This is a genomic window from Fibrella aquatica, from assembly GCF_041321135.1.
GTDB classification, from domain to species: domain Bacteria; phylum Bacteroidota; class Bacteroidia; order Cytophagales; family Spirosomataceae; genus Fibrella; species Fibrella aquatica.
The window spans coordinates 246,318-264,838 of the sequence record NZ_JBGGWF010000004.1 but is presented as its reverse complement, the minus strand read 5'-3'; the positions used below and the strand labels follow the sequence as shown (position 1 = coordinate 264,838).

Below are 18,521 nucleotides of genomic sequence, written 5' to 3'. Positions count from 1 at the left end.
CGATTTCGTTTACGATTTGCCTTGCATTGGCCACCCAAAATGAACGCCTATGGTAGTTGGTCCTTTCGTGCGCTGGATCGCCAAAGCGGTATCCGTCATTGGTCATCCTCTTGTCGTTCTTCCCCTGATCTTTACCAGTCTGGCTTTTCGGTATCTGCCGCTTGAAAAAGCAGCGATCATGTCGGCAGCACTTGTTGGTGGGGTCATTTTGCCCATTGCGTGGCGAAGCTATCGAAACGTTCAACGAGGGCACTACACCAATTTTGACGTATCCAACCAAACACAGCGTACCGGATTTTATCCTGTTCTGCTTCTGCTAACGGGCTTTTTTACCCTGTTCCTTTTTGCCACAAATCAGTACGAGCCGTTTAACCGTGGCGCCATTTGTTTTTTCCTGATGCTGGCTGGCTCCTATGCCGCTAACTTTTTCCTGAAAATATCATTACACACGTCGATCAATTTTTTTCTGGCTGTTGCTTTATACACCCTGGATGTGCCTTTGGGCTTTCTGATGGGTGTTTTTTCGGTGTTGGTAGCCTTATCCCGGCTGGTGTTGGAACGGCATAGCGCAGCAGAAATTAGCGTTGGGGTGATATTCGGTTTACTGGCGGGGGCCGGCTTGTGATTTTGTTGGTCTATGCTGCTGGTGCCCGTCAGGTATTGGCGAGTTGCGGGTCGCGGGGGATGCTCAGGAAAACGCTTGTGCCTGAAGGCACCGGATCGAAACGGAGCCTGATTTGGGCTAGGGCAGCTCGTTTAAACATGTTTTGCATGCCAATACCGGTGTTTTGGGCGGTGGTCAGGTCAAAGCCAACGCCATCATCTTCCACAGCCACCTCAATGGTTTGCTCGTCGCAAAAAAACTGCACATACGCCACGCTGGCACCCGAATGTCGGACCGTATTGGTAAGCAGTTCCTGTAAAATGCTGTATATACTTTGCTGCTGAAGCGGAGGAAGCGCGTTGGCCATTTTTTCGGTATAATCCTGAAAAATGAATTGCACGGGCGAGAAGTCGTTGAATCGGTTCACCAGCGTTTCCATCTTTTCGGTCAGGGGGCGGTTATCGTCTTTTACGAGGTTGTGGCTCAGAAAACGCAGTTCTGTAATGGCATCGCGGATGAGTTCCTGCGGCTTTTCAGCATCGGCCCGATCATTCGTAATATAACCCAACGCCGAGGCCAGCGTGTTGCCGACCTGATCGTGCAGGTCGCGGCCAATGCGATCAATTTCTTCCCGCCGCAGGGTATCCATGTTCTGTTGGGTGGTAGAAACCTGTTTTTGCAGGCGTTGTTTGGTCACCAGTTCGCGCCGAAACTGCGAGGCGATCAGGTACGTGAGCATGGCAATCAGTAGCAGCGGGTGTTGAGCCGGATACTTCAGCAGTGCTATTTCGTTTCCCTGAATCAGCTCACTCAATTGCTTCACCACCACATCGCCAATGAGCATTAAGAAAAACAGACCGATATACACAATGCCCGCCCGCCGGTAGGCTACCAGGCTGAAATAGCCAATCCAGATCAGATTGACAAGGCTCACACTGTTCATGATGCGGTTGACGGGCAGATTGAAGTAGGCGTGGAAATGGGGCGGCAGGAGGTGCAGTAAGATACAGACACTGCAAACTCCGATCAGGGTCCACATAACTGGTTTGTACCAGCGAAGCTCCCGAATGGCGGGCTTGATGGCCTGATAGATAAACAGTTGAGCAGCGATGACTAACAATAGCCTGGTGTTTGTTGCGATCGTGTTGCTGGTGAATGAGGTCGATTTGGGATAAGGCAACGGACCAAGGTAACCGTAGAAAAAGGCGATCTGTAGCATGACCGTGAGCATCATGAGGCCAAACGTGCTCATGAGTGGGCTGGGCGTAGTGAAGCCGATGACCAGCGAGATAATCCCGATAATGAGGCAGGTAAAGATGACCATCCACTCCCGAATGATGTCTCCGATCGCCTCCTCCAGAAAAACCCGCCGATCGCTTAGTTTCAGATCGAACTCATGATAGTCTATGTAAGCATTTGTTCGGAGCAATACGCCCGTTAGCTGACCCGGCGGAAGCGTGATGGGGAAGGCATACCGATAACTGAGAAAAAACCGATCGGCCAGGGGAGTACTCCTCATCAGTGTGGCGATTGAGTCGAGCTGGTTGGCCATGATTGGCCCGACCAATCGTGGCCCGGCCCGTTCCAGAAACAGCGTTGCCCGCGCGCATCGGTGTTGTGGCATCGACAGCACGACCTCCTTCGTCGTTTTGGTTGCGTTGGTGAGCCTAAAGTAGACCCAGCCTTCGGGGGCGACAGACGCGTGCCCATAAGCAACGGCATGTACGTTCCTGTTGAGGGTGAACGTTTTCCGGATACGACCGGTCAAACTGGTCACCGATTCGCCCGGCACCAGCCGAAATGTCGGCGTAAACAGTACGCGGTTGTTAAGCGATGTCTGTGTAAATGAATCCGTCAGGCGGTATCCAAAACCATCTGGGTTTACTGACGGTGAAGCAGAGAATACGTCCAGCAGCGTTAACACAATCAGCCCAAATCCATATAGGCTAAGGCCTAACGTCAAACTAAACTTGGGCATAAATACGGCAGGGTATCCACAAAAGTAAATGATTCATCGGTACCCTACCAATACTTAAGTCGTCGAAGAACATGGACTTTACAAGCCTTTGAGACACAAGAAAGGCTATAGGGCTGCACTGCCTACAAAACCTGAAATCCGTGCACGTACGGATCGTCGTCGTTCAGAATGAGGTGATTATAGCCATGAATCCGGGCCCATCCTTCTATGCTGGGGATAATGGCGGGTTTGCCAGCCAAATCCGTTTCTGTCTCGACACGCCCGTTGAAAATAGAGCCGATAATGCTTTCATGCACAAACGTTTCGCCTTGCTTAAGCCAGCCTTTGGCATGCCATTGCGCCAGCCGCGCCGACGTACCCGTGCCGCAGGGTGACCGGTCAATGGCTTTGTCGCCATAGAAAACCGCATTTCGGGCCGTTGACGTTTCTTTTAGTGGTTTACCTGTCCACAAAATGTGGCTCAGTCCGTTGATGGTTGGGTTTTCGGGATGTACAAACGTGTACTGTTCGTTCATTCGCTGCCGCATCACCCGCGCCCAGGCAATCAGTTGCTCGGCTTTGTAGTGTTCCAGACCCGGAAAATTGGGTTGTACATCAACAATGGCGTAAAAGTTACCGCCATACGCTACATCCACGGTCAACGTACCCAGGTCGGGACAGTCGACGGTGAGTTTCTCGGCGGCGAGGTATGATTTGATGTTGGTAATTTTCACTGATGTTACCTTGCTACCTTCCTGCACGTATTCGGCCCGAACCAGCCCGGCGGGTACTTCCAGATTCAGAACGCCCGGTGTTTTGGGCCGTATCAGGTTCTGCTCAATGGCTACTGTAACCGTGCCAATGGTACCGTGTCCGCACATAGGCAGGCAACCCGATGTTTCGATAAACAGCACACCCGCGTCGTTGGCCGGGTCGGTAGGCGGGTACAGAATACTGCCCGACATCATGTCGTGACCGCGCGGCTCAAACATCAATCCTGTGCGAATCCAGTCGTATTCGCGCAGGAAGTGCTGCCTTTTCTCGCTCATGTTTTCGCCCTGCAAGAACGGAATGCTGCCGCCCGTCACCACACGAACAGGGTTCCCGCAGGTGTGAGCATCGATACAGAAGAAGTGGTATTCAGCCATAGGAGTAGTTTAGAGTTTGATGTTTAGTGTTTGCCGTTGCACTGCCTGCCGAGTAAGCCCTTTTAGGGCGGTCCGACGGGTCGGTTTGGGGTAGCAACGCAACGTCAAACCCTAAACATCAAACGTCAAACTGTCTTTATAAAGTTGGTCGTTTAGCCAGGGCTGTTTCGATGACGGCAAGCACTTGTTCCCGTTCGGCGCCAACCAGGGTTAGCCGGGGTGCCCGTACGTATTCAGAACCGATACCCGTTGCCTGGGCGGCTAGTTTGATGTATTGCACCAGTTTGGGGTGAATGTCCAGTTCAAGCAGGGGCATGAACCAACGATATATTTCCAGCGCTTCAGCAACTTGGCCAGCTTTGGCCAGATTATAAATGGCGATCGTTTCTGCCGGAAACGCATCGACCAGGCCACCAACCCAACCGTCGCAGCCGAGAAGAATGGCTTCCAGCGCCAGCGTGTCAACGCCGCCCATTAGTTTAAAGCGGTCGCCAAACGCGTTGCGCATCCGGGTAATGTTGGTCAAATCGCGGGTCGATTCTTTCACCGCCTGAATATTGGGCAGGGTGGCCAGTTCCTCGAACATAGCTACCGTGGTCATGATCTTGTAATCGTACGGATTGTTGTAGATCATGATCGGCAACGACGTTTCCTCGGCTACGGCCTTGAAAAACGTAACCGTTTCGCGGGCGTCGGCGGGGTAGCGCATGGGGGGTAATACCATCAGACCGTCGGCTCCGTTGGCTTCGGCTTCATGGGCGCGGGCAATGGCCTGTTTAGTACCCTGCTCGGCTATGTTGACCAATACAGGTACGTTGCCCTGACAAACGGCCAGTGCCGACTGGAGCAACTCGATTTTCTCGTTGTTGAGCAACGTGCTGGCTTCACCCAATGAGCCGCCAATGATAAATCCGTGCACACCGGCGCTAAGTTGAGCGTGCAGATTTTTCTCGAAAAGCGGAAGATCAAGCTGATCGTCGGCCGTGAATGGGGTTAGCAGGGCGGGATAGACGCCTTCCCATTGAACAGAAACAGGCATGGTAGAACCAGATAGGTATAAAGATGAAACGATAGATCAAAAGTAAGCAGTAGCTAATCCGAGGCGTTCGTTCTAATTAGTCGATAATGATACTATTTTCACTATATTGGAACCCGAATCTGGCGATACGTGCAAATAATATACTGATGAAGCCTCTGTTGTTCAAGATACCGTCTGTCGACGATCGCTCATTTCGTATTGAACAGGACGATCTGCCGCATTTTTATGGTCATCTGCACTTTCACCCCGAAATTCAGTTAACGCTCATTCAGCGCGGTGAAGGGACGCTCATTGTGGGCGACCGCATCGATCGGTTCACCGAATACGATATTCTGTTGCTGGGAACAAATCTGCCGCACGTTCTTCGTAGCGATCCTGCGTATTTTGAGGCGGGTTCAATGCTCCGTTCCACAGCGGTCTCGGTGCTGTTCCGGGCCGAACAACTCGAGTCGACTATTTTCAGTTTGGCAGAAACGCGCCACGTAGAGCAGTTGCTTCGCGAAGCGCAGCACGGGGTTCGGTTCCGAAGCAACCAAGGGCATCCGCTCGTACAGTTACTGGCTGGCCTACCCGCACTACGCCCGTTCGACCAGCTATTGAGTCTGCTGAAAATCCTGGATTACCTGGTGGGAAACCCCAGTCGGGAGGTGCTCTCGATTACGGCTTACGAGCAACCCCAACGCCCCGAAGATCATTACCGGCTGGAGAAGGTGTTCACGTATATTTTCGATCACTACAGTTCGTCGATTACGCTAGACGATGTGGCCAATATTGCCAACCTGACGCCCGGGGCTTTCTGCCGTTTTTTTCGTCAGCACACCCGCAAAACATTCTCGATGCTCCTCAACGAAGTGCGGATCGAACACGCGTGTAGGCATTTAAGGGAGTCAAAACAGACGATCAGCCAGATTGCTTCGAACTGCGGCTATACAAACCTGTCGAACTTTAACCGGCAATTCAAGGAGGTGATGGGCATGTCGCCCAGTGCATACATCCGAAGCTACCATAAGCACCCGGTTGAGTAGGGGAGTAGCTGTGTTAGCCGATAACAGGTTGCTGTGTGGAGGCACGCATGATCAGTTCGCCTTCCAGATTGATTTGTGTTACCTTGTTATTTTTCTGGATACTCTCTATCAGCAACTTGGTGGCCAGTTGCCCCATTTCTTCCAGCGGCTGTCGGATACAGGTCAGGGGTGTGTAGAAGAGATCGTACGCTTCCGTTTCGTCGAAGCTCAAAACGGCCACATCATCCGGCACCTTCATCCCCATCGCGTTGAGTTGTTTCAGGCCGTGCAACGCCAGTGCATTGGTGGCAAACAATAGCGCGTCAGCGGGCTCGGGGCCAGTAAGCAGATCGTTGATCGAGGTGGCTATATCGGTTTTGTAGGTAGCTTGTCCAATCGCCTTGAGCCACTGTTTCTCGAATGAAATGGCATTGTTACTCAACGCGGCAAGGTAACCGCGGGTACGTTCCTGCATATGAAACAGGTCGGTTTGGATGGTGACGAGGCCGATTCGTCGGTATCCTGAATCGATCAGGTGCTGCACGCCCGAATAGATCGATTTGTAGTTGTCCAGCGCTACATAGCTTGTTGTCAGAGCCGGAAAATAACGGTCAATCAGCACAAATGGAATGCGCTGTTGCAAGGCTGCCAGTTGCGCTTCGGCGCCCTCGGGAGCGGCAATGAGTAGCCCGTCGACCTGCCGGTTAATGAGCGTGTCGATGAGTTTTTGCAGCTTCTCTGGATTTTCGTCTGAACTCCCGAACAGCACGGTGTAATTGTACTTCCCGGCTTCATCCTCAATAATCCGCGCCAGCGACGACGAAAATGGATTCGATATATCGGCGACGATTAACCCAATGGTGAAGGTCTTATTGGTTTTCAGGCTTTTAGCAATCTGATTGGGTTGGTAGTTCAATCGTATTGCCGCCTCCCGTATTTTTTGCGCTACCTCTTTCCCGATCCGGTTCTCTTTTTTACCGTTCAATACATACGAAACCAACGCGATCGATACCCCTACATCCTGGGCAATATCTTTCATCGATGTCTTTTTGATCATGGTGGTACAGCGTAGAAAAATCCAATAATATAGTTAATCGTTTAAACAGTTTTAACGTTCGCATAGGGCTAAAGGTGAGTTAATTGTCTTTGTTATTTCATAAATATGTCATTTTAATTGTACTATTCCATTGAGTATATATTGTGATAGATTGAAAAACGCGCATAAGTGACGTATGGGGTTTAAACGTTTAAACCAATTCAAGAGGCCATCCGTTTTTCAGTTGAGTTCTTCGCCACAGGCAGGAGTTCTTGTAGAGCCGCTTCAGGGTCAACCTGATAGCCAATAACCTCTAACGAAAAATGAACATGGAATTAACACATAGTTATAAGCGTCAGGCTCCCTTCGCGGGTCTTCGCTCTTTATTCAATCAACGAATCGAACAGTTTGTCAACCAGAATCCGGTTGTGTTTGAAGCCCTGAGCCGTACCGGCGCTCCGTTTGGTGGTAGCCTTCGGCCGCTTCAGCACTCAGCGGGTGGTAACAATTCAACGGTAAGTCGGCATCAACTGCAACGCATTCAACGGCAGCTTGATATGCTGACTAAGCAGGTTGCTCACCTCAGTCAACAGGCTGAGGGAATTGGTAGTAAAACACGGGAAGCTGTTCCAGAGAAGCAGATTGGCATAAACCGGTTTCGCGCCTTGCAAGAAAAATAATACCGAATGACGTCTCCTGTTTCAGGTACGTCCTTTCACTTAACAACAACGACAATGAAACGATATTCAGTAGTTTATCTCCTTAAAGACCAGTATCAACACATTGGTTTTGCTAACCATGCCGATGCTGAATTGCTCCTGAAGCAATTGGTCACCGATAACAGGCGTACACCCGTTGGCATTTATGATGCTAAAACGGAATTGTTCAACTGGGCTCCTTCGCACCAGGCTCAGTATAATTCGGCGAGCACCGAAGAGCAGGCCCGGCGTGGCAATGATATTATTGCCATCACCCAGGCCCTGCGCCGTCGTGATGCCAGCTGGCACCCTGCCGACGGATTTCGTCGGCCTAGTTTCTTCGCGTAGCTGGTCTCCGCTGGCTTCAGCCAACGGAACGTCCCAAACAAAAACGACTGGTTATAGTACATGAAGTAGGGCGTGGTGTTCAATAAGCGCTATGCCCTGCTTCATGCGTCGATGAAAGAACGGATCCTTACAGAAGCCAGCAGGCTGTTTAACCACCTGGGGGTAAAAACCGTTAGGCTGGATGATATTGCCCGGCAACTGGGTATGTCGAAAAAGACGCTCTATCAGTATTTTGAGAGCAAAGAAGACCTGGTGAAGCAGATGCTGGAAAATCAGCTGAACGACAGCCTGGATGAGGCCAGTGCCATTCAAGAGCAAACGGCTAACCCGATTGCCGGTGCCCTGCTGATTTGGGATCGGCTGATTCACTACAAGCAGACTGTTAACCCCAATCTACTGCGCGATATTGAGCGCCATTATCCCGCTGCATGGCACTATTTCCAGACATTCAGAACGCATTATATCAACACCATTCTGGTCGGTAACCTGCGGGCTGGTGTGGAGCGAGCCCTATACCGGCCTGATCTAGCCGATAATGAGTCGGTTATGGCTTGGTTATGGCTCGAGCAAAGCCAGTGTGATATACCTTTCGAGGGGGCTGGGCCAATCATCAAACATCAGTTCGTTCGCGGATTGCTTACGAAACAGGGATTAGCCCTGTACGAGACGATCGGTTAGTCTTTCAACGAATCTCCTGGTCTGGTCGTTCGTCCTTTTATCCTTGTAAATCGAACATGCCGTGTTCGATTTACAAGGATAATGATAAAGAAACCCGGTTTATGATTGACCACAAAAAAGCCGATCTAGTTTTAGATCGGCTTTTTTGTATGTATAAATAACCAGATGCTTAACTAATCGCCTTGGCTACTTCCAGGTCTTGCGGCTTTTGCGGGATCACTTTCTTCTTCGTGAATCGGGCCATTAACCGGTCGACGACCAGGTACGTTGAGGGCACCACCAGTAGGGTCAGGACCAGCGACGAGCTTAGGCCGCCGATGATTACCCAGGCCATACCGTTCTTCGTTTCGGCGCTCGCCCCACTCGCCAACGCGATGGGCAGCATACCGAAAATCATGGCCAGCGTGGTCATCAGAATGGGACGAAGCCGTTCTTTACCCGCTTCGATCAACGCGTCGACTACCTCATGACCTTCAGCTTTTAGCTGGTTGGTAAAGTCAACGATCAGAATCGCGTTTTTTGCCACCAGACCCAGCAGCATAATCATGCCCACAATAGCGAACACGGTCAGACTTTCCATGGTCAGGGCCAGCGCCAGCAGGGCACCGATCAAGGCGACGGGAATTGAGAACAGCACCACAAACGGATAGATCACGCTTTCGTACAAGGCTACCATGATGAAATAAACCAGTAGAATGGCAATGCCTAAAGCTAATCCAAGACTGCCAAAGGCGTCGGACTGTTGTTGTAATTGGCCGAGATACTGGATCGATACGCCCTCAGGGAGTTTCTCCTGCGCCATCTTGGCCTGAATATCGGCACCTACCGTACCCACGGGGCGACCAATAACCTGCGCGTTGATGGTGATAGACGAGAGCCGGTCAATACGTTCCAGCACGCTTTCGCCCACCTGTTCCTGCACCGTGGCAAACTGTGACAGCTCGAACGTGTTACCCTGGTTATTCACGAACGTCAGACGCGACACGTCGGATGCCTGGGTACGGTCGAACTGGTCGAGGCTCACTAGAATGTCGTACTCATTACCGTTTTGCTTGAACTTCGACAGGTCATTTCCCCGGAACGCATTTTGCAGCGCAATACCCACATCCGACGCGCTGATGCCCAGTTGCGCCATCCGTTCGCGGTTCAGATTGACTGTTACTTCCGGTTTGGGATCTTTCACCGAATACTTCACGTCCTGCGTGCCGGGTACCGATTCGGTTACCTGTTTCACCAGTGCGGCGGCTTTGCGAATGTCAGCCAGATCGGTGCCTTTCACGGCGATCATGATGGGCGCTTGTGAGGCACCGACAATACCGACGGGCGATACCGTGACGCGCACCCCCGGAATCTGACCCACTTCGTTCTTCAGCATCTGTCCAAACGCTTCCGTCGAGAGTTTTCGCTGCTCTTTGTCAACCAGCTTCACGTTCAGATCGGCGAGGTTGCTGTTCGACGACGTACCCAGACCGGTGCTGCTGTAACCGATGTTGCTGAACACATTGGTGACTTCGGGGTGCTTCATGATGATCTGTTCGGCCCGTTGCGCCACCGCGTTGGTCTGGTAAATCGACGCTGTTGGCGACAGTTCGATCTGCACACTCATTTCGCCCATATCGCTTTGTGGCATAAACGCCGCACCGATGAAACCCGCCGGCACGAGGTAGATAGAACCAACCAGCATGGCTATCACGCTCAGGAAAATGTAGCGCTTGTGGCCCAGTACCCACACCAGAATACGGCCGTAGGCGTTGGTCAGCCCATCCAGGAACCGCTCGAAACCGAGGTTCAGTTTACCCCAGAGCGTGTTCGGATTCAGCACTTCTACTTTACCGAAGCGTGAGGCCAGCAAAGGCGTCAGGGTGAACGACACGAGCAAGCTCATCAGGGTCGAGAACACCACCACGAGCGCAAACTCCCGCAAGATGTTCCCGATCAGGCCGCCTGTCATGGCCAGCGGCACGAACACCACCACGTCGACCAGCGTAATGGCGAGGGCGGTGAAGCCGATTTCGCTTCGACCGTCGAGGGCGGCGGTGCGTTTGTCTTTGCCCATTTCCAGGTGTCGGTTAATGTTTTCCAACACCACAATCGAGTCATCGACCAGAATACCAACCACCAGCGACAGGGCCATCAGAGTCATCAGGTTCAGCGAGAAACCCATCAGGTACATCAGCGCAAACGTCGGAATCATAGACGATGGCAGAGCAACCAGCACGAACATGGCCGAGCGGAAGCTGTGCAAAAACAACAGCATCACCACCGATACGATCAGAATGGCCAGACCCATATCGAACACCACTGCATCGGCCGACGCCAGGGTGTAGATCGACTGATCGGAGGCAATGTTGAATTTCAGGCCAACGTTGGCATACTGCTTCTCCAACTGCTTGATCTTCACCTGCGACTGCTGACTCACCGATACGGCGTTAGCATCTGACTGCTTCTGAATCTGTAAACCAATCGACGGTTGCGCGTTAATGTGGTTAATGGCCGTTGGCTTCGTGCTGGCGTCGACCACTTCGGCCACGTCTTTCAGTAACACCCGCGACCCATCGGCCCGGCTGGCGATAATAAGGTCGCGAAGGCGATTCACCGTTTGCACCGATGCATCGAACCGGATCGAATACTGCGATTCGCGCGTTTCGAGCTGCCCGGCGGGATAACTGGCATTGGCTGCGTTAATGGCCTGCGACACCTGACCGATCGACACCCCGTAGCCACGTAGCTTTTCGGTGTTCACATTGACCTGAATCTCGCGTTCGTTACCGCCAATGATGTTCACCTGCCCAACCCCCGTTACGTTCGAGAGCTGCGGCTTGATGTTGTTGTTGATCAGGTCATACAGCGCCGTGGGCGACATGTTGGCTGTAACCCCCATCCGCAAGACCGGTATTTCGTCAGTCGAGAATTTGTTCAGAATCGGGCGGTCGGCGGCGTCGGGCAGCAGGTTCAGAATCTGCTCGATCTTGCGTTGGGCATCCTGTTGCGCCAGCGTCGTGTTCACGCCGTTTTTTAACTGAATGATCACGCTTGAAACGCCTTCCTGCGAGGTCGACGTCATGCGGTCGAGCCCTTCCAAGGCCGAAAGCGCGTCTTCAATGCGTTTGGTAACGTTGGTTTCTACCTCGTCGGCCGAGGCACCCCGGTACACGGTGGCCACGCTGATGACGTTGGCCTCAAATTTAGGCAGCAGGTTGTACGACAATTGCTGATAACTCAGAAAACCGAACAGAATCAGAACGGTAAAAATCGTCATCACCAACAGCGGCCGCTTTACAGCAATTTCGGATATAGACATTTTTGGGAAGTTTGTGGTTTGTTGTTTGAGGTTTGTGGTTTCGTTGCTCATTTACCAGTTTGTAGGCAAGCAAAGCAACTACAAACCACACACGACAAACCACAAACCGTTTATTTAGTAATTTGAATTTGTTTGCCGTCGCTGAGGTTTAGCTGGCCGGTGGTCACTACCTGATCGCCAGCGTTGAGGCCGCTTAGGACTTCGATGGTGTCGCCGAAGTCGCGGCCAACGGTGATGGTGCGGCGGGATACTGCGTTGCCGTTGATGACGTAGACGTAAGGGTTCTTGATGCTTTCGACCAGGGCCGCGCGTGGGATCTGTAACGCTTTCTGATTCGATTTCTGCGAGAAGTCGACGTTCACGAATGTACCTGCTTTCAGGCCGCCCGCGTTATCGATCGTAATTTCGACCGGGTAATTGTGTTCTACCGTACCCTGAGGCGCGATGTACGAAATACGTCCGTTGAAGGTTCGTCCGGCAAACACGTCCGACGTAACCCGAACAGGTTGGCCTTCGCGAAGGCGGTACACGTCGCTTTCGTTTACCTGCACCTCTACTTTCAGACGGGCTACGTCGAGCACCCGACCCAGCACTTTACCGACCGTGATGTATTCGCCGGGTTCGATGGCTTTTTGCACAATACGACCGCCAATGGGCGCTTTCACGTTGGCATCGGCAATCTGCTTTTTAATCTGCTCAGCCTGATTTACCGCGTTTTCATAGTTGTACTTGGTGTCGTTCACCTGCAACTCAGTGGTAGCGTTTCCAGCCAGTAACGTGTTGTAACGCGTTACATCTTTCTTCAACCGATCGATGGATAGCTGCGTGGCTTCCAGCGATAACTCTTTCAGTCGATTATCCATTTGTACCAGCACGGCCCCGGTACGAACCGTTGAGCCCAGCGCGAAGTTGACTTTCGTTACTTTTCCGGCTGTGGTGGCAATCAGGTCGGCTTCTTTAAACGGAATCAAATTACCCGTTTTCACAAGTTGCTGGCTAACTGTACCTTCTACTACGGGGGCCACGGTGACCGGAATGGCCACGTTTGCCTTTACAACCGGCTGCTTCTGCGCGTCGATTGTCTTTTTATTGGAAGCCAGTCGAAACCCGATCAGGGAAACAACCGCCAGAATGGCGACCACAACGATGATTGTTGTCTTTTTCATAATTTATTTTTTGTCAGTACGCTTCGCTGTCATTAGATGGTCATTCATTGTCATTGATGGTCATTAATTGTTCGTACGACAAATGACGGCGAAGCCTAATGACAATAAATGACAGCGAAGCGTAATGACGTTTCAGTTAAAGTTGGTTGTAAAAGGTCAGGAGTTTGCCCTGCGATTGTTCGAGATCGAGCCGTGCCTGATAGAGGTTGATGAGCGAATTGATGTAGTTGGTGCGGGCCTCGCGATACGAGTTATCAGCGTTGATAAGATCGCTCAACAGCTTGGTGCCCTGCTTGTATTGAAGCGTAGTAATGTTGTAGACCTCCTGCGCCAGTTTCACGTTTCGGTCGTCGTTCTGCACGCTCGTTTGCGCCCGCCGAATCTGCGATTGGGCACTGTTGAACTGAAGCTGGTAGGCCGACGTATTCAGCTTTTGCTGCTCCTGCTGAGTCAGCACGGTTAGCCGCTGTTGCTTCATCTGCGAATCCCGCTGCAAACCGTCGAAAATGGGGATGTTCAGGCGTAGGCCAACGCTGCCGAAGCCCACAAAGTTGGTGAACAGTTTGTCGATGGTCTGTGCGCCGAGGTTCACCGTGCCGTAGTTGCCCGTCAAACTGAGCGTGGGCAGGTAACCCGATTTGATCCGTTGCAATTGCAGTTGTTGCAACACAATGTTCGTTTCGGCCTGTTGAAACGACACCAGCCGTTTCGGATCGAATGGCTCTTGATCGATGGTCGGTAACTGAGTCAGTAGGGTAGAATCCGATAAGACCAGATTCTGGTCCTGCGGCATACCCATCTGGTATTTCAGACGATTCAGGGCCAGGTTCAAATCATTTTCGGCCAGCGCCAACTGCGATTGTGTGCTGTTGTAGCTCACCTCAGTACGCGTGTAGTCTACGGGCTGAATCACGCCGTTGTCGCGCTGAAGCTTCAGAATGTTCAGCACCTGCTGGGTACGTTCCAGGTTATCGCGCAGGAGTCCGATCTGCTGCTGAGACACAAAAACCTGGTAGTAGTTGCTGGCAATGTTGTAGATCACGTCTTCCTGCGTCTGCCGCGTGTTCAGCGAAGCCAACTCCTGATTTGGCTTATTCGCCTTGATGCCAATGAGCAGCGACCGGTCGAAAATGGTCTGCGAGAGTTGCGCGGTCAGGTTGGTTTGGAATTTCTGTCCAATGATGAATACCTGTGGCTCCGGGCCGAACACACCAGCCGGAATAACGCTCTGCTGGAGTTTCAGGTTGTTTACCGTAGTTCCGGTAGCGCTCACCTGCGGCAGGTACTGCCCTAAGGCCTGTCGTGATTGTTCGTTCGCCGTCTGAACCTGATACTGCGCGATGCGTACGCTGCCGAAATTCTTCAGGCCGTAATCGATACAATCTTTTAACCGGAAACCGCCGGTACTTGGCGGTTGCGGTTGCGTAGCCGTCTGCGCCCAGCTGTATAGCGGGGGCAGTAGGGCCAAACCTAAACTAAGTGCAATTAATCGTTTCATAAATCCAAACGTTGATGCGTCTACAGTAGATATATCAACTAATTAGCTAAAAAAAAGTTACTTGTCTAATAGGGTAATGATTTTACGGGTAGTGCTCAGGAATGCTTCTTTCTCTTCGGTTGAAAGCTGGCTCATCACCTGCTGATCGAGCATCTCGGTGGTTTGAATGGCCTGTTCAATAATCATCTTACCAGCGGGGGTCAAACGAATCAGATTTTTGCGCCGGTCAATATCGTCAGGGACCACGCGCAGGTAACCATCCCGCTCTAACGTGCGAATAGAGCGTTGAATGCCTGATTTGTCTTTCTGAAGCATATTGGCAATATCCTGTTGCGAGAGCAGTTCTTCACCAGCAAAGTAGGTAATGAACAACACGGGAAACTGCTCGATCTGAAGCGTAAAGCCCAGGCGGGTCAACTCTCGATTTGCCTTTTTGGCCATCAGGTGCCCTACGTGGCTAATCATGAAGATGGATTGTGAGCCCATCCGTTCGGCAAACTTCGCCCGAAGCGTATTTTCGTCAATCATGCAACAAAGGTAAAACTAGTTGCTATGTCAACCAATATGTATTGGGAAAAGTTTTTTTTAGATAGTGGGGAATTTTGTGATGTGCAGGAGAAGGGAAAGGGTGTTGGTGCGTTGGTGATATGTTGCTTCGCGCTTGTAGCCCTTCGACAGGCTCAGGGTGACATCAATCATCCCCATGTTTAGGCAAATATCCAGATGTTTCTTGTCACCCTGAGCCTGTCGAAGGGCACGACTAACGAAGCTACGCGCAAGCCACACACGCTACTCAACAACTCAATACCCTATCCCTTCGTCGTATTTAAACAATCCGTAGGTGGGGCCTTCTTTGTAGCCAGGTACGTCTTCCAACTGGTTGCGTACGGCGGCTTCAGAAATGGGGGTTGTAAACGGCATTTTGCCCGACGGCTTGAACTTACCCGAAACAATATCCAGCAGGGCATCGGGAGTGGTGCCGAAGGTGGCCAATATACCTTTAAAGCGCGAGGCCGTCGTCGGGTTATACACCTCATCGATTACCCACGGGTTGGTGTAGTTGATGGCCATGATTGTTGGTTTTTTGGCGGTCAGGGCGTTGATATAGGCTACATCGACATTATTCTTCGATAGCGACAATTCGATCGGTGAGCCATCGGAGGCGAAGAGTGATTTGGCCGAAGGCAAGAGCCAGAGCAGAATAACGTCGGCCTCTTCCGGTGTTTTTACAAATTGGAGCGCATACTTTCCAGGTTCAGGTACGTAGGCTTCGCCCTGCCCGGCAGTGGCTGGGTTGCCGCGTTTTGCATACGTTTCAACATACACTTTCGTCGCCGGTTTTAGCGGGAGTGTTTTTGCTTCGTTGCGAAGTAATACGATCGACTTGCGGAGAGCTACATCGGCCCGGGCCTGAAACGCGGCACTGCCTACCAACTTCTCGGCAGCATTCTCGTCTACGTATGGGTTTTCAAATAGGCCCAGTTCAAACTTCTCGTTCAGAAGGCGAATCACCGAATCGTCGATCAGCGCCATGCTCACCATCTCCGTTTTCACCGTTTCGAGCAGTTGTGTGGGGTCGGCTGTGCCGGAGTAAAGGTTTACGCCCGCTTCGAGTGTGCGTTTGTAGCGTTGCGTAATGGTTAGGTTTTCGGCGCCCCAGGGCATCATTTCAATAGGACCGGTGTCTGAGTTGATGATGCCTTTGAATCCGAGTTTTACACGCAACAGGTCGTGAATGACGGGGCGGTTATACGCGTAGGCGATAGGCTCGTAGTCGGTCCCGGTGGGCATCGAGTAGTAGGGCATAATGGCTGACGTACCTGCGGCAATGGCGGCTTTGAACGGAATGAGGTTGGTCTGAAACTGCCCACCTGGAAAGACCTCTTCTTTTCCCCAATCGAAATGTGGGTCCTGACCGGCCTTGCCTGCTCCGCCACCGGGAAAATGTTTAGTGGTCATGGCTACGGAGGTATTACCCAGCTTTTTGCCCTGAAAACCCAGAACCACTTCAGTAATCATCTTGGCTGCCCAGTCCGCATTTTCGCCGAATGTGCCGTCTGTACGTTGCCAGCGGGGTTCTGTGGCCAGATCGGCCATGTACATGTAGCCTTTGCGAAGGCCAACGGCGGCCCATTCCTGCCGGGCAATATCGGCAAATTCTCGGGTTAGTTTCAGGTCGCGCATGGCGGCGAGGCCCAGTTCGCCGGGCCAGGAAGAAAAGGCCGTTTTACCGACGCTGGTACCAATGGCGGCGGTGGCCGTGACGTGGTTACGCGGGTTCGACGCCACAATGGCCGGAATGCCCAGCCCGTCGCTTTCGCACAGCGCCTGCAGTTTGTTGGCCCACTCGGCGGTGATGCGGGCGCTGACGTTGGCGCGCAGAATGAAGTGGCGAAGGTGAAACTGCGTCACCGCTTTGGTCGTACCCGCTGCGTTCATGATCGGCGTCGGTAGCGGTTTCCGCGTGAACATGTTCATAGTGGCCGAGAGGTCGGTCTCGTTGAAATCACTGGTGATGGGCTCCTTGTTCTTGGGTGCTTCAAACGACCAGTCATTTTTCAGGCGAGTGGTGCTGATGAGCATAAAGCCAACCTTCTGTTCCACCGACATTTTCGAGACCAGATCCCGGCTTCGTTCTTCGGGCGACAGGCGCCAGTCTTCATATTTATCGAGTTGCCCGTTCCGGTTCAAATCCTTGAACGACAGGTTATCGACCTTGATAATCGTGGCTGACCGAACACCGAGCACTGGTTGTTGCGCGCTCGCTTTCGACTGAGCGAATACCCCGGTATGCAGTAAAAGGAACATGGCGAGACAGCCAGCCTCTACAAAGCCTGTTTTAAGAAGGAATGATGGTAAACGGGTGAGCTTGATCATCGGGGTATAGGTATGTGTCGGGTGAGAAGGCTTGTATTTGTACTATAATAGATTGGTATAAGTATAAACTGGAATTCGATTACTCAAAAACTTTAGGTGTGTGGGGAAACCTGATGAACAGAATCAATACCATGCCCTTGAGCAGCATACGCCATTCGCTGTCTGCTAGTGTATTGTGTGAGATTGATAAAGGCTATACATTTGATTTTTGCAAACAAACGGATATGGCCAGCAAATCATTAACCGATTTTTATCAGGACATAGCGGCAGTTATGCCGGCCGGGATCAATAAGGAGATCGGGCACTTCAACGTCTTCCGAATTGCGGATATGATGGCCTTGCGGTTGAAAAAAGGGGTGATGCCCTACGACCGGCGAGCCTATTACAAGATCAGCCTGATTAGTGGCCGCAATACCGCTGAGTATGCCGATAAAGTAATCGAGATCGAGACGAATGCGTTGTTGTTTGCCACGCCTAAAATTCCGTATCACTACGTCCCGCTCGATGAGCAGCAGTCCGGTTCGTTCTGTGTTTTTACCGATGATTTTTTGGTAGCTACCAAAAGTGGCGTGGTACTCGACGATCTTCCGCTTTTTCAGCCGGGTGGTGTGCCCGTCTTTCAGTTAACAGACGCCGAAGCAGACGAAATCCGCTACATCTTCGCTAAAATGCACAAAGAGCTGAATTCTGACTATGCATATAAATATGATTTGCTGCGAAACTACGTAATCGAACTGATTCACTTTGGGCAGAAACTGCAACCGGCGACCTCGCTCCATCCAACCCACACAGCTTCGGCCCGTATATCGTCGTTGTTCGTCGAACTGCTCGAGAGACAGTTTCCCATCGAGTCGCCGGGTCAGAAAATTAACCTGCGCACGGCTACCGATTATGCCCAACAATTGTCGGTCCATGTGAACCACCTCAATAAGGTGTTGAAGGAAAGCATGGGTAAAACAACCACCGATCTCATCAGCAGCCGGATTGTGCAGGAAGCAAAAATATTGCTCAAACAAACTGACTGGACGATCTCTGATATCAGTTACAGCCTTGGTTTTGAAGAAGTGGCTCACTTCTCTAATTTTTTCCGTAAGCAGACGGCTTTTTCACCTGCTGCCTTTCGTGCTTAATTGGCGTGATTTGATTTTTGCAAGTATCGGATTGCTA

At 51.6% G+C, this 18,521-nt stretch carries 15 protein-coding genes; 6 read left to right on the top strand and 9 right to left on the bottom strand.

Going from position 1 to position 18,521, the window contains the following annotated elements:
* The first annotated feature begins 49 nt into the window (after window positions 1–49).
* The gene (locus tag ACAW87_RS11905) at window positions 50–625 is read left to right on the top strand and encodes a hypothetical protein (RefSeq protein WP_370723618.1); all 576 of its coding nucleotides are present in this window, start codon (window positions 50–52) and stop codon (window positions 623–625) included.
* Window positions 626–653: 28 nt separating this feature from the next.
* On the opposite strand, the gene ACAW87_RS11900 is transcribed toward ACAW87_RS11905, so the two are convergent.
* The 3 genes from ACAW87_RS11900 to ACAW87_RS11890 all read right to left on the bottom strand — a co-directional run bounded on the left by ACAW87_RS11900 (window position 654) and on the right by ACAW87_RS11890 (window position 4,748).
* Window positions 654–2,582, bottom strand: a complete 1,929-nt coding sequence (locus tag ACAW87_RS11900) for an ATP-binding protein (RefSeq protein WP_370723617.1) — start codon at window positions 2,580–2,582, stop codon at window positions 654–656.
* A 122-nt stretch (window positions 2,583–2,704) separates the two neighbouring features.
* Entirely contained in the window at window positions 2,705–3,709 is a 1,005-nt protein-coding gene (locus tag ACAW87_RS11895) for a 4-hydroxyproline epimerase (RefSeq protein WP_370723616.1), read from the bottom strand.
* Between the two features lie 136 nt (window positions 3,710–3,845).
* Entirely contained in the window at window positions 3,846–4,748 is a 903-nt protein-coding gene (locus ACAW87_RS11890) for a dihydrodipicolinate synthase family protein (protein ID WP_370723615.1), read from the bottom strand.
* A gap of 146 nt (window positions 4,749–4,894) precedes the next feature.
* Between ACAW87_RS11890 and ACAW87_RS11885 the strand changes: the two genes are divergently transcribed.
* Window positions 4,895–5,773 (top strand): AraC family transcriptional regulator, encoded by an 879-nt coding sequence (locus ACAW87_RS11885; protein ID WP_370723614.1) that lies wholly within the window; start codon window positions 4,895–4,897, stop codon window positions 5,771–5,773.
* 13 nt (window positions 5,774–5,786) lie between these two features.
* Here ACAW87_RS11885 and ACAW87_RS11880 read toward each other — a convergent pair whose 3' ends face one another.
* A complete protein-coding gene (locus tag ACAW87_RS11880; protein WP_370723613.1) occupies window positions 5,787–6,809 on the bottom strand; it encodes a LacI family DNA-binding transcriptional regulator in 1,023 nt (340 codons plus the stop codon).
* Between the two features lie 308 nt (window positions 6,810–7,117).
* On the opposite strand from ACAW87_RS11880, the gene ACAW87_RS11875 reads away from it, so the two are divergent.
* From ACAW87_RS11875 to ACAW87_RS11865, 3 genes are all read left to right on the top strand, one after another.
* Window positions 7,118–7,468: a hypothetical protein gene (locus tag ACAW87_RS11875; protein WP_370723612.1), complete on the top strand. Its 351-nt coding sequence runs from the start codon at window positions 7,118–7,120 to the stop codon at window positions 7,466–7,468.
* Window positions 7,469–7,522: 54 nt separating this feature from the next.
* Window positions 7,523–7,834: a hypothetical protein gene (locus tag ACAW87_RS11870; RefSeq protein WP_370723611.1), complete on the top strand. Its 312-nt coding sequence runs from the start codon at window positions 7,523–7,525 to the stop codon at window positions 7,832–7,834.
* A 111-nt stretch (window positions 7,835–7,945) separates the two neighbouring features.
* Entirely contained in the window at window positions 7,946–8,512 is a 567-nt protein-coding gene (locus ACAW87_RS11865) for a TetR/AcrR family transcriptional regulator (RefSeq protein WP_370723610.1), read from the top strand.
* Window positions 8,513–8,681: 169 nt separating this feature from the next.
* Here ACAW87_RS11865 and ACAW87_RS11860 read toward each other — a convergent pair whose 3' ends face one another.
* The 5 genes from ACAW87_RS11860 to ACAW87_RS11840 form a co-directional block, all read right to left on the bottom strand.
* The gene (locus tag ACAW87_RS11860) at window positions 8,682–11,813 is read right to left on the bottom strand and encodes an efflux RND transporter permease subunit (protein WP_370723609.1); all 3,132 of its coding nucleotides are present in this window, start codon (window positions 11,811–11,813) and stop codon (window positions 8,682–8,684) included.
* Between the two features lie 110 nt (window positions 11,814–11,923).
* Complete coding sequence (locus ACAW87_RS11855; RefSeq protein WP_370723608.1) at window positions 11,924–12,979, bottom strand: efflux RND transporter periplasmic adaptor subunit; 1,056 nt, start codon at window positions 12,977–12,979, stop codon at window positions 11,924–11,926.
* 136 nt (window positions 12,980–13,115) lie between these two features.
* Window positions 13,116–14,477 carry a TolC family protein gene (locus tag ACAW87_RS11850; protein ID WP_370723607.1) on the bottom strand — a complete coding sequence of 454 codons (1,362 nt, stop codon included), beginning with the start codon at window positions 14,475–14,477 and terminating at the stop codon, window positions 13,116–13,118.
* Between the two features lie 57 nt (window positions 14,478–14,534).
* Window positions 14,535–15,005, bottom strand: a complete 471-nt coding sequence (locus ACAW87_RS11845) for a MarR family winged helix-turn-helix transcriptional regulator (protein WP_370723606.1) — start codon at window positions 15,003–15,005, stop codon at window positions 14,535–14,537.
* A gap of 273 nt (window positions 15,006–15,278) precedes the next feature.
* Window positions 15,279–17,285, bottom strand: coding sequence for a glycoside hydrolase family 3 protein (locus tag ACAW87_RS11840; protein WP_370723912.1), 2,007 nt, complete (start codon window positions 17,283–17,285; stop codon window positions 15,279–15,281).
* A 293-nt stretch (window positions 17,286–17,578) separates the two neighbouring features.
* Here ACAW87_RS11840 and ACAW87_RS11835 point away from each other — a divergent pair, with 293 nt between their 5' ends.
* Complete coding sequence (locus ACAW87_RS11835) at window positions 17,579–18,484, top strand: helix-turn-helix domain-containing protein (protein WP_370723911.1); 906 nt, start codon at window positions 17,579–17,581, stop codon at window positions 18,482–18,484.
* Window positions 18,485–18,521: the final 37 nt, after the last annotated feature.